Annotated in this window: 11 protein-coding genes; 4 read left to right on the top strand and 7 right to left on the bottom strand. The window is 63.1% G+C overall.

Features of this window, described 5'->3' with window-relative positions:
* Window positions 1–305: 305 nt before the first annotated feature.
* The 7 genes from FEZ59_RS15415 to FEZ59_RS15385 all read right to left on the bottom strand — a co-directional run bounded on the left by FEZ59_RS15415 (window position 306) and on the right by FEZ59_RS15385 (window position 6953).
* Complete coding sequence (locus tag FEZ59_RS15415) at window positions 306–728, bottom strand: metal-sulfur cluster assembly factor (protein ID WP_003944963.1); 423 nt, start codon at window positions 726–728, stop codon at window positions 306–308.
* Complete coding sequence (gene sufU / locus FEZ59_RS15410; RefSeq protein ID WP_134999241.1) at window positions 725–1228, bottom strand: Fe-S cluster assembly sulfur transfer protein SufU; 504 nt, start codon at window positions 1226–1228, stop codon at window positions 725–727. The genes FEZ59_RS15415 and sufU overlap by 4 nt, the downstream gene beginning before the upstream one ends.
* 3 nt (window positions 1229–1231) lie before the next feature.
* The gene (locus FEZ59_RS15405; RefSeq protein WP_003944865.1) at window positions 1232–2497 is read right to left on the bottom strand and encodes a cysteine desulfurase; all 1266 of its coding nucleotides are present in this window, start codon (window positions 2495–2497) and stop codon (window positions 1232–1234) included.
* A 5-nt stretch (window positions 2498–2502) separates the two neighbouring features.
* The gene (gene sufC / locus FEZ59_RS15400; protein WP_003944795.1) at window positions 2503–3309 is read right to left on the bottom strand and encodes a Fe-S cluster assembly ATPase SufC; all 807 of its coding nucleotides are present in this window, start codon (window positions 3307–3309) and stop codon (window positions 2503–2505) included.
* Between the two features lie 61 nt (window positions 3310–3370).
* Entirely contained in the window at window positions 3371–4591 is a 1221-nt protein-coding gene (gene sufD, locus FEZ59_RS15395) for a Fe-S cluster assembly protein SufD (protein WP_020907733.1), read from the bottom strand.
* Window positions 4591–6051 (bottom strand): Fe-S cluster assembly protein SufB, encoded by a 1461-nt coding sequence (gene sufB, locus FEZ59_RS15390; RefSeq protein WP_003944799.1) that lies wholly within the window; start codon window positions 6049–6051, stop codon window positions 4591–4593. The genes sufD and sufB overlap by 1 nt, the downstream gene beginning before the upstream one ends.
* Window positions 6052–6206: 155 nt before the next feature.
* Window positions 6207–6953, bottom strand: coding sequence for a metalloregulator ArsR/SmtB family transcription factor (locus FEZ59_RS15385; protein ID WP_269455348.1), 747 nt, complete (start codon window positions 6951–6953; stop codon window positions 6207–6209).
* A gap of 130 nt (window positions 6954–7083) precedes the next feature.
* Here FEZ59_RS15385 and mptB point away from each other — a divergent pair, with 130 nt between their 5' ends.
* The 4 genes from mptB to FEZ59_RS15365 are packed head-to-tail and all read left to right on the top strand — an operon-like array spanning window position 7084 to window position 12069.
* Window positions 7084–8838: a polyprenol phosphomannose-dependent alpha 1,6 mannosyltransferase MptB gene (mptB, locus tag FEZ59_RS15380; RefSeq protein ID WP_082148452.1), complete on the top strand. Its 1755-nt coding sequence runs from the start codon at window positions 7084–7086 to the stop codon at window positions 8836–8838.
* Window positions 8835–9776 carry an ABC transporter ATP-binding protein gene (locus FEZ59_RS15375; RefSeq protein ID WP_007727917.1) on the top strand — a complete coding sequence of 314 codons (942 nt, stop codon included), beginning with the start codon at window positions 8835–8837 and terminating at the stop codon, window positions 9774–9776. The genes mptB and FEZ59_RS15375 overlap by 4 nt, the downstream gene beginning before the upstream one ends.
* The gene (locus tag FEZ59_RS15370; protein WP_172932849.1) at window positions 9773–10627 is read left to right on the top strand and encodes an ABC transporter permease; all 855 of its coding nucleotides are present in this window, start codon (window positions 9773–9775) and stop codon (window positions 10625–10627) included. Before FEZ59_RS15375 ends, FEZ59_RS15370 begins: the two co-directional genes overlap by 4 nt.
* Window positions 10628–10674: 47 nt before the next feature.
* The gene (locus tag FEZ59_RS15365) at window positions 10675–12069 is read left to right on the top strand and encodes a hypothetical protein (RefSeq protein ID WP_202022912.1); all 1395 of its coding nucleotides are present in this window, start codon (window positions 10675–10677) and stop codon (window positions 12067–12069) included.
* Window positions 12070–12126 lie beyond the last annotated feature (57 nt).

The raw sequence follows: 12126 nt of genomic DNA, 5'->3' as shown, positions 1-12126 counted from the left end.
ACAGGTATATGCGTCCGCTGGACGCTTCGAACTGATCGGGGCACTTCGAAATGAGACGAATACATTGGAAAGCTCGGGTGGAAACTGGCAAATCGCCCGCCGGAGATCACATCGTGACAATCAGCTGCGATGTTACCGATCAGTCAGCTTCCAGCAAATATTCATCAAACAACCATTTGGGACTATTGTCCTGAATATCATGGCTAAAACGGCCCTATATAACAAACCGAAGCGCCGGTACCCGACGAACGGGCACCGACGCTCCGGTGAAATGTATTCAGTTGATCGTGCAGCGAGGCTGCTTGTCAGACCGTGAAGCCGAGTGCGCGCAGTTGCTCGCGTCCGTCTTCGGTGATCTTGTCCGGTCCCCACGGCGGCAACCACACCCAGTTGATCTTCATGTCGGTACACAGATCGCTACGCACAAGTGCGCCGCGCGCCTGGTCCTCGATCACGTCGGTCAACGGGCACGCCGCCGACGTCAAAGTCATGTCGATCGTGACGACACCGTCGTCTTCGAAGAGTCCGTAGACCAAGCCGAGATCGACGACGTTGATTCCCAGTTCGGGGTCGACGACGTCGCGCATCGCTTCTTCGAGTTCGTCGAGTCGCTCAGGCGACGGGACAGTGCCACTGCCCTGTGCGCCACCGAATTCCGCAGTGGAATCGGGATTCGGATTCACCGGAGCGCCGACCTCGGCGTCCTGCACTGGTTGTGTCTCGGTCATGATCCCTGTCCTTCAGTAGTGTCGACCAATTCACTGCTGCTGTCCGCCGTCGTCGCAGCACTGCCGTCGACAATCTGGACTACAGCATCCTTGAATGCCATCCATCCGAGCAAGGCGCACTTCACGCGTGCCGGGTACTTCGAGACACCGACGAACGCGATGCCGTCGCCGAGAACGTCCTCGTCCCCCTCGACGGTGCCCCGACTGCTCACCATCTCGTTGAACGCCGTCACCGTCTTCAATGCGTCGGTGACCTGCATCCCGATGACGAGGTCGTTCAGCACCGACGTCGACGCCTGGCTGATCGAACAACCCTGACCGTCGTACGAGACGTCGGAGACCGTTCCGTCCTCGGAGATCTGGACGCGCAACGTCACCTCGTCGCCACACGTCGGGTTGACGTGGTGCACCTCGGCGCCGAACGGCTCACGGAGTCCGCGGCCGTGCGGATGTTTGTAGTGATCGAGGATCACTTCCTGATACATCTGCTCCATGCGCATGATTCAGTTCAACTCCCCTGCGACACCGAAAAATTCCTGCGCACGCTTGATCGCTGCAACGAGAACATCGATTTCCGCGGTGGTGTTGTAGAGCGCAAATGACGCACGGGCCGTCGCAGCGACACCGAACTTACGATGCAGCGGCCACGCGCAATGGTGTCCGACGCGGATCGCGACGCCCTCGTCGTCGAGGATCTGTCCGAGGTCGTGGGCGTGAATACCGTCCACGACAAAGGAAATCGCTCCGCCGCGGTTCTCGGACGTCTGCGGTCCGATGATGCGCAGACCTTCGATCGCCGACAACTTTTCGAGAGCAGCCTCCACCAACACGTGCTCGTGCGCGGCGACGGCGTCCATCCCGAAGGTGTTCAGGTAATCCACGGCAGCGCCCAGTCCGACCACCTGTGAGGTCATCGGTACGCCGGCTTCGAAACGCTGAGGCGGCGGCGCGTAGGTGCTGACCTCCATGGTGACCGTCTCGATCATCGACCCGCCGGTGATGAACGGAGGCATCGCTGCCAGCAGTTCACGACGGCCGTAGAGAACTCCGACCCCCGAAGGGCCGAGCATCTTGTGGCCCGAGAACGCCGCGTAGTCCACTCCCAGTTCGTGGAAGTCGACGGCCATGTGAGGCACCGACTGGCACGCGTCGAGCACGACGAGTGCACCGACGGCGCGTGCTCGTCGCACCAATTCCTCGACGGGCGCGATCGCGCCGGTCACGTTGGACTGGTGGGTGAACGAAACGACCTTCACCGCGTCTGTCAGCTCCAGCGAATCGAGATCGATCCGGCCGTCGTCGGTGACGCCGTACCACTTGAGCGTCGCACCGGTTCGGCGCGCAAGTTCCTGCCAGGGAACGAGGTTGGCGTGGTGTTCGAGTTCGGTGATGACGATTTCGTCGCCAGGACCGACATGGCGGTCGAAGCGATCGTCACCGAGAACGTAGGTCACCAGATTGAGAGCCTCGGTGGCGTTCTTGGTGAACACCAACTCGTCCGAATCCGCGCCCACGAAAGAAGCGATGGTGGCGCGAGCATTCTCGTACGCGTCCGTCGCCTCTTCTGCGAGCTGATGAGCACCCCGGTGTACTGCCGCGTTACACGTGGTCAGGAAGTCCCGTTCGGCATCGAGAACCTGGACCGGACGCTGCGAGGTAGCGCCGGAATCCAAGTACACCAAAGGTTTTCCGTCGCGCACGGTTCGCGCCAGGATCGGGAAGTCGGCCCGAACCGCTGTGACGTCGAGCTCGCGCACCGAGGTGGTCATCGTGATTACGCTCCCTGGGTAGCTGCGGTGTCCGCGGTGAAACGAACGTAGCCGTTGGTCTCGAGCTCGTCGGCCAGCTCCGGTCCACCGGACTCGACGATGCGGCCACCGACGAACACGTGAACGAAGTCGGGGTTGATGTAGCGCAGAATGCGCGTGTAGTGCGTGATCAGCAGAACGCCGCCGTTCTCGCGCTCCTTGTAGCGGTTGACGCCTTCGGAGACGGTGCGCAGAGCGTCGACGTCGAGGCCGGAGTCGGTCTCGTCGAGGATCGCGATCTTCGGCTTGAGCATGCCCAACTGCAGGATCTCGTGGCGCTTCTTCTCGCCACCGGAGAAGCCTTCGTTGACCGAGCGCTCGATGAACGAGGGATCGATCTCGAGCTCGCTGAGGGCTTCCTTGACTTCCTTGACCCAGTGGCGCAGCTTGGGAGCCTCGCCTCGCACGGCCGTAGCGGCGGTGCGCAGGAAGTTGGACATGGAAACGCCGGGAACCTCGACGGGGTACTGCATCGCCAGGAAGAGCCCGGCACGTGCACGCTCGTCGACGCTCATTGCTAGGACGTCTTCACCGTTGAGGGTGATGGAGCCGGACGTGACCTGGTACTTGGGGTGACCGGCGATGGCGTACGACAGAGTCGACTTGCCGGAGCCGTTGGGGCCCATGATCGCGTGGGTCTCGCCGGAGCGGACCGTCAGGTCGACGCCCTTGAGGATCTGGATGGGCTCGGCGTTGGCATCGGAGTTGGCGACCTCGACGTGCAGGTCACGAACCTCGAGGACCGAGGTGGTGGTGTTGTCACTGGTAGACATGAAATTCCTTCAAGATGAGGCGGGCGAGCGTAGCGACGGGGTGGTGTCGCAGGCGGGGCGGTCAGGAGCCGACGGCTGCGAGTTCGGCTTCGACTGCGGCTTCGAGGCGATCGCGCACCTCGGGAACAGCGATCTTGTTGATGATTTCGTGGAAGAACCCACGTACGACCAGACGACGAGCCTGATCCTCCGGGATACCACGAGCACGCAGGTAGAACAGCTGCTCGTCGTCGAAACGTCCCGTTGCACTTGCGTGGCCGGCACCGACGATCTCACCGGTCTCGATTTCGAGGTTCGGAACCGAGTCGGCGCGGGCGCCGTCGGTCAGCACCAGGTTGCGGTTGAGCTCGAACGTGTCGGTGCCCTCCGCTGCGGCGCGGATGAGAACATCGCCGATCCACACGGTGTGCGCGTCGGGCTTGCCGGATCCGGGATCGCCCTGAAGCGCACCCTTGTAGACCACGTTGGACTTGCAGTTGGGCTGCGAATGATCGACCAGCAGACGCTGTTCCAGATGCTGGCCGGCGTCGGCGAAGTACAGGCCGAGCAGTTCGGCGTCGCCGCCCGGTCCGTCGTACTTGACGGTGGCGGACAGGCGAACCAGGTCGCCGCCCAGGCTGATCGAGGTGTATCGAAGCACTGCGTCGCGATTCAGGCGAGCGTGGTGTGACGTCACGTGAACTGCGTCGTCCGCCCAGTCCTGGATGGCCACCACGGTCAGCTGCGAACTGTCACCGAGAACGAATTCGATGTTCTCCGCGAAGGTTCCGCTGCCGCGCTGGTCGATCACGAACGTCGCCTTGGCGAACTGTGCCAGGTGAATCTGGGTGTGTCCGTAGGCGACGTTGTCGACTCCGGGGCCGGTCATGGTGACCACGACTGGCTTCTCGACCTCGACCTCGGCGCCCACCGAGATGACCGTTGCAGTCTCGAAGCTCGAATACGCCTGCGCTGCAATGCGATCAGCGGGAACGCCGGCTTTGCCCAGACGCGCGTCGTCACGGCCGACGGTCTCGACGGTGATGTCGCTTCCCCCGTCGACCTCGACGGTGACCTGTCCGTTGGCGACGGCGCTGCCGTCATGCAGTCCCCGGAGACGACGCAGCGGGGTGAACCGCCAGATCTCGTCACGTCCGCCGGGAACCTCGAATGCATTGACGTCGAACGAGGAGAACTGCTCGCCCTTGTTCGTGATAGGTGAGCCTGTGGCTGCACCCTTTACAGGAGCGGTCGGGTTCTCCCCGGCAACAGCTCCGATGACTCCGGTCTCTGGCGTGGTCACTAACCCACAGCCCCTTCCATCTGAAGTTCGATAAGGCGGTTGAGCTCGAGCGCGTACTCCATCGGGAGTTCCTTCGCGATGGGCTCGACGAATCCACGCACGATGGTGGCCATCGCCTCGTCCTCGGTCAGTCCGCGGCTCATCAGGTAGAAGAGCTGATCGTCACTGACCTTGGAGACGGTGGCCTCGTGACCCATGGTGACGTCGTCCTCGCGGATGTCGACGTACGGGTAGGTGTCGCTTCGGCTGATCTGGTCGACCAGCAGAGCGTCACACTTGACGGTCGACTTGGAGCCGTGGGCACCCTTGTTGACCTGCACCAGACCGCGGTACGACGCACGTCCACCACCACGGGCGACAGACTTGCTGATGATGGTCGAGGACGTGTGCGGCGCGAGGTGGAGCATCTTGGCGCCGGTGTCCTGGTGCTGGCCCTCGCCGGAGAACGCAACGGAGAGAACCTCACCGCGGGCGTACTCGCCCATCAGCCACACGGCCGGGTACTTCATGGTGACCTTGGAGCCGATGTTGCCGTCGACCCACTCCATGGATCCGCCTGCCTCGACCTTGGTGCGCTTGGTCACCAGGTTGTAGACGTTGTTGGACCAGTTCTGGATGGTCGTGTAGCGGCAGTGGCCGCCCTTCTTCACGATGATCTCGACGACGGCCGAGTGCAGTGAATCGGACTTGTAGATCGGCGCGGTGCAACCCTCGACGTAGTGCACGGAGGCATCTTCGTCGACGATGATCAGGGTGCGCTCGAACTGACCCATGTTCTCGGTGTTGATGCGGAAGTACGCCTGCAACGGGATGTCCACGTGGACTCCCGGCGGAACGTAGATGAACGAGCCACCGGACCACACGGCGGTGTTCAGCGCGGAGAACTTGTTGTCGCCGGCCGGGATGACCGATCCGAAGTACTCCTTGAACAGCTCCGGGTGCTGCTTGAGACCGGTGTCCGTGTCGAGGAAGATGACGCCCTGCTCCTCGAGGTCCTCACGGATCGAGTGGTAGACGACCTCGGACTCGTACTGAGCTGCGACGCCGGCAACGAGGCGCTGCTTCTCCGCCTCGGGGATGCCGAGCTTGTCGTACGTGTTCTTGATGTCCTCGGGCAGGTCTTCCCACGACTCGGCCTGCTTCTCGCTGGACCGGACGAAGTACTTGATGTTGTCGAAGTGAATACCTTCGAGGTCGCTGCCCCAGTTCGGCATCGGCTTCTTGTCGAAGGTGCGCAGCGCCTTGAGGCGGATGTCGAGCATCCACTCGGGCTCGCTCTTCTTGGCGGAGATGTCCCGCACGACAGCCTCGGACAACCCGCGCTGCGCGCTGGCTCCGGCTTCGTCGGAATCGGACCAGCCGTAGCCGTAATGACCGAGGGACGCGATGGTCTCTTCCTGCGTGAGCGGCTCGGTGCCTGCTGCCGCAGTGGTAGTCGCCTGGTCTGATGTGACGGTCATGCGAGCTCCTTCCGGAGTCTTGTTTCTTGACGGCTGCTCGGGTTCAGCGAGGGCTGGTCGCTGTGGTCGAGCAGTTCTGACTTTGAAGAACTAGCTGAAAAATCTCTATTCGAACGCTGCACGGTGGCAACGCTCGGTAGAACACTGTGGTCCGGTCATCTACTCCCGGTGGACACGAGGGGCACGTGCGTCGTGCAGGCGCAGTCACCGTTGGCGATGGTCGCCAGACGCTGGACATGAGTCCCGAGCAATTGCCGGAATGCTTGCTGCTCTGCCTCGCACAGTTCCGGAAACTCTTCTGCCACATGGGAAACCGGGCAATGGTGTTGGCAGATCTGCACGCCGTTGCCGACCGGCCGGGTCGACGCTGCGAACCCCACCGCGTTGAAGGCTTCGGCGATTGCGTCCGCTGTCGCCTCGACGTTGTCGACATCTGTCGGATCAGCCGGTTCGACGTCTCCGACGATCGCCTGGACCCGACGCTTGGCGAACTCCTCGATTGCCGCGTCTCCGCCGATTTCACGGAGTTGCCGCATCGCGGCTCCCGCCAGATCGTCGTAAGTGTGGCCGAGGCGGCCGCGACCGGTCGCGGTGATCTGGAACTGCTTGGCGGGACGACCTCGTCCGCGCTGACGCAGCGACGACGCCGAAGCGGTACGGGCTTCGCCCGACTCGATCAACGCATCCAAGTGACGTCGGACACCTGCGGCACTCAAACCGAGGCGTGTGCCGATTTCGGAGGCGGTAATGGGGCCTTCTTCGAGTAGCAGCTTGACCACTGCCGCCCGCGTCTGACCTTCGACGCTCACCGTAACCGGATTTGCGGCAGCACTCGGCGAGGCCGCTACAGTGGGCTGACCTGCAACTTCCTTGCTTCGTGGGTCTGACGCATTTCTTTTCACAACACAAGTGTGACGGAATTCTTTTCGCAGGTCCACTAAGGGCAACCTGCATTACATTCGGGAATATCCAGACAACGTACGTTGTTTGTGCTTGTCTGTCCGGCTGGATGGAGCCGCTACGCTGCCTGATGTGCCGCAGACCCCCGAGAAGACGACGACCGCGCGATCGGCGCGCGCGATCCTGCTGGAAAAACCCAAGGCACTCGCGCTTTCCACAATCGGCGTTCGACCTTTCGGATCCGCTCCCCGGCAGAGCATGGCCGCGGTGCTGCACGGCGACGAGGACGAGCGCCCGGGCCTGAACGCGAAGGAAACCGCACAACTGCGAGGGATCCGCCGATTCGGCGCGACCGGCGCGGTCTTGATGGCAGTCGGAGCGCTCGGCGCCGGCGCACAACCCGTCCTGCAGAATCCGACCGCAGGACTTCGAGTCCTCAGCCTTCCCGGACGTATGCCGACGGTCTCACTCACCATGACGATGACCGGAACCGTGCTCGTCGTTCTCGCCTGGCTGATGATGGGCCGATTTGCAGTCGGGGACATACGCAGCCGTTCCGGCGCACCGCGGCGCATGACCCGTTCCCAGTTGGACCGCACACTCCTGCTGTGGATCCTGCCGCTCTCGGTCGCACCGCCGATGTTCAGCCGCGATGTCTACTCGTATCTGGCACAAAGCGAAATCGCGGCCCGTGGACTCGATCCGTACGCCATCGGCCCCAAGGCGGCACTGGGCGTCGACCACGTTCTCACCCGCACGGTTCCGACGATCTGGCGCGACACCCCGGCTCCGTACGGTCCGTTCTTCCTGTGGCTGGGACGCGGGATCAGCTCACTGACCGGCGACAACATCGTGGCCGGAATCTTCTTGCACCGCTTGCTCGCATTGGCCGGCGTCGCGCTCATCGTGTGGGCGATACCTCGACTGGCCAAGCGATGCGGTGTCTCTGCTGTCAGTTCGCTCTGGCTCGGTGCCGCGAACCCTCTGTTGCTCTTCCACTTGGTGGCCGGCATCCACAACGAAGCGCTCATGCTCGGGTTGATGCTCGCCGGAATCGAGATCGCCCTCCGCGCAGTCGAAGGGTCCGGGCCCATCCGTGGGCAAGCGCTGTTCTATCTCGTTGCGGGATCAGGTTTGATCGCGTTGTCGTCGACCGTCAAGATTCCGTCCTTGCTTGCGCTGGGATTTGTCGGCATGGCCTTGGCTCGGCGTTGGGGTGGAACCTGGAAAGCCCTGGCGGGAGCCGCGATTCTCCTGGGCGTCGTTGCCGCTGTCGTCACGTTTGTCATCAGCGTGGCCAGTGGGCTCGGTATGGGTTGGATCAACACCCTCGACACCGCCACCGCAGTCCGGAGTTGGATGTCCATCCCGACGCTCTTGGGCGTCGGCACGGGATTGGCCGGTGTACTGCTTGGACTCGGCGATCACACGACGGCGATCCTCACGATCACGCGTCCCATCGCGACTCTCGTCGCCATGCTCGTCACCGCACGGATGATGATCTCGGTGTACATGGGCCGCATACACCCGGTCGGTGGACTCGGCATCGCGCTCGGAGCGATCGTTCTCCTGTTCCCCGTCGTTCAGCCGTGGTATCTGCTGTGGGCGATCCTTCCGCTGGCCGCGTGGGCAACCGCACCGATTTTCCGCATCCCTGCCGTCGTCTTCACCTCGATCGTCAGCGTCATGTTGATGTCCAACGGCGCCGAATACCTTCCGTTCATGATCGTGCAGGCCGTCATCGCGACCATCCTCACCGCCGGAACGCTCATCGTCTTCACCCGCAATTCACTCCCCTGGCGTAGCGACAAGCCAGTAGCGGAGATCACGAAAGGCGGACCGGTAGACGAAGACAACTCGGCGGGGGCTTACGCTGATTCCCCGTGACCTCGAGAGCCTCCAGATCGTCGACGCCGGCGGTACAGATCCAGGGTGTCGTCAAGTCCTTCGACGGTGTTCGAGCCGTCGACGGTATCGATCTCACTGTCGAGACGGCCCAGGTCGTTGCCCTGCTCGGCCCCAACGGAGCCGGTAAGACAACCACCGTCGAGATGTGCGAAGGGTTTGTCACCCCCGATGCCGGCACGGTTCGAGTGCTCGGTCTCGACCCCATCGCCGACTCCGGTGAAGTCCGCTCACGAATCGGCGTCATGTTGCAGGGCGGCGGCGCGTACCCCGGGTCCAAGGCCGGGGAAATGCTCGACCTCGTGGCCGCATACTCGGCCGACCCGCTCGATCCCGCCTGGCTCCTTTCCAAACTCGGCCTCACCGATGCGCGCAAGACCCCGTACCGCCGTCTCTCCGGAGGCCAGCAGCAACGACTGTCCCTGGCGTGCGCGCTGGTCGGCCGCCCCGAATTGGTATTTCTGGACGAACCCACCGCTGGGCTCGACGCTCAGGCGCGCCTGCTCGTGTGGGAACTCATCGACGCTCTGCGACGCGACGGCGTGAGCGTCCTGCTCACCACACACCTCATGGACGAGGCCGAAGCACTCGCCGACGAACTGGTCATCATCGACCACGGCAAGATCGTCGCATCGGGAACGCCGGCCGAGGTCACCAGCAAGGGCGCCGAAGGACAACTCCGTCTGACGACGGTTCCCGGTTTGAGCCTCGATTCGCTGGCCGGTTCACTCGCCGGGTTCCGCATCGAGGAATCCAACCCAGGCACCTACGTCGTCGAAGGTGCAATCGATCCGGCAACCGTGGCAACAGTTGCGACGTGGTGTGCCGATCAGGACGTGCTGATCAACGACATTCGCGTCGATCAACGGAGTCTGGAAGACGTCTTCCTCGAATTGACGGGCCGGGAACTGAGGGGATGACGGAGATCAAGGTCATGAACGAAACAGCGTCGAACGGCCAGAGCAGTCCCATCAGCGTTGCCAGAGACCGACGGCTCGCCGAGAACCGCTTCGAGCCAGGCACCTTCTCGCCGGATCCCCGCCCCAATTCGGCGGCCAAGATGCTGGTGGCGCAGACCAAACTGGAGCTAACACTTCTGCTCCGCAACGGTGAGCAATTGCTGCTCACCATGTTCATCCCGATCACCCTGCTCATCGGACTGTGTCTACTTCCGATCGGCGATTTGGGCGATTCTCGGGTCGATACCGTGCTCCCTGGTGTCATGATGGTTGCCGTGATGTCGACGGCGTTCACCGGACAGGCCATCGCCGTCGGATTCGATCGCCGATACGGCGCGCTCAAACGACTCGGTGCAACGCCTCTACCGCGGTGGGGAATCATCGCAGGCAAGAGCGCTGCCGTCATCATCGTCGTGGCGCTGCAGTCGCTGTTGCTCGGCGCTATCGGTTTGGCGTTGGGGTGGCGTCCGTCGTTCGTCGAACTTGTACTCGGCGCAGTGGTCATTGCCATCGGTACTGTCACATTTGCAGCGCTTGGCCTGCTGCTCGGCGGTACATTGCGAGCAGAAATCGTTCTCGCGCTCGCCAACGTCCTGTGGTTCATCATGGTGGGCATCGGCAGTGTGGTCTTCGCCAGCGGTGAACTCCCGACCGCTGTTCACACGCTGGTGCGCATTGTTCCGTCCGGCGCCCTGGCACACGCACTCGAAGCGGCCCTCGACACCTCGATGGACTGGTTCTCGATTCTCGTACTTCTCGTCTGGGCCGCAGTGGCCGGAGTCTGCGCAGCAAGGTGGTTCAAGTTCACGTGAGTACACGACGGACAGCTCAGATCGTCGGCTGTGTGGCCGCAACAGTGATGTTGTGTGCCGGACCCGCAACGGCGACCCCTTCGGTGTCCGGTCCACTCGCACCTGCAAATCCTCACCTCGGTCCCGTCGGTACTTCCACCATGCACGGTGACGCGGGCTCGTCCGACGTCACTCCGCTGCCTGGTCCAGGAACCGGCCCACACGAGGTGACAGCTTTCCCGATGATGGCCGCCTGCCCGACGGTCCTCCAGGGTTCCGACGGCATGATCGTCTCGCTCTGCACGACGATGATCGGCCAGATCCCGACCATCCATTTGATCGATCCGAAGGCCGACGCCACACCGTTGGGCCGGTCGGTCGCGCAACTGCCGCTCGCGAAGGGCAGCCTCCTCGGCGGCGTCTACGCCTACCTCGACAACGAGAACCGTCTCGTAGCCGTCGACGGAAACCGTCAACTGGTCCGCATTTCCCATGCGCAGAATCCGGACGGCAGTTGGCGGCTGGAACTCGCGGATGTCATCGATCTCAGTGGTGCGGTTGCCGCCGACGACAACGTCACCGGCCTCGCCCCGGATTGGGACGGCAATGTCTGGTTCGCCACGGGGCACGGCACCGTCGGGTACGTCGGCGCGGATCGAATCGCGCACAGCATTGCGCTCCCCGAGGGTGAGCAGGTGCAGAACAGCATCTCCACCTCCCCGACGGGCACTGCCGTCGCAACGACCCACGCGCTTTACCAACTGAAGCGAAGTGGCGACGAAGTCGTCATCGACTGGCGTCAGCCGTACGACCGAGGGCCGGCCCGCAATCCGGGTCAGCTCAGCTGGGGAACCGGATCGACTCCGACATACTTCGGCCCGTCGACGGGCAGCGATTTCTTGACCATCGTCGACAACGCCCACCCGACAGTGAGCTTGCACGTCTATCGCGCTGACACGGGCGCCGAGGTGTGCACGCAGCCGGTGTTGTCCGCGGCCAGCAAGGACGGCTCACCGAGTGGCAGCGAGAACTCCCCCGTCGGCATCGGTCATTCGGTCTACGTGGCCGGCACTTACGGATACCCGTACCCCACGACTCCTGAAGGTGCCGGTCCAGCGGTCCCCGCCACGGCACCCTTCAACGGCGGAATGACCCGGGTCGACATAGATCCGGTCGGCTGCCATGTCGTGTGGGACAACACGATTCGTAGCTCCGCGGTACCGCACCTCTCGACGGCGGACGGCTCGATCTACACCGTCACGCGGGACGGTAATCCGAGCACCTCTCCGCTCGACGGGTACTCGTTCGCGGTGATCGACTCGAAGGACGGGTCACAGATCGGTTCGGCTCCGCTGCCGTCGACGATCCTCAACGACACCCTGCAGATGTCGGCACTCATCACCGAGTCGGGCGAGTACTTCCAGGGAACGATCTCAGGAATCGTGCGCGTTCGCGCGAACTGACGCGAGCTGGTCCCGACGACGCGGGGCAGGCGCGCAGCGAGCTGGCCCCAACGACGC

Source organism: Rhodococcus sp. MS13 (genome assembly GCF_013277835.1).
Classification (GTDB): domain Bacteria; phylum Actinomycetota; class Actinomycetes; order Mycobacteriales; family Mycobacteriaceae; genus Rhodococcus_F; species Rhodococcus_F erythropolis.
The sequence above is the reverse complement of the archived record's forward strand: the minus strand, read 5'-3'. Positions and strand labels throughout refer to the sequence as shown.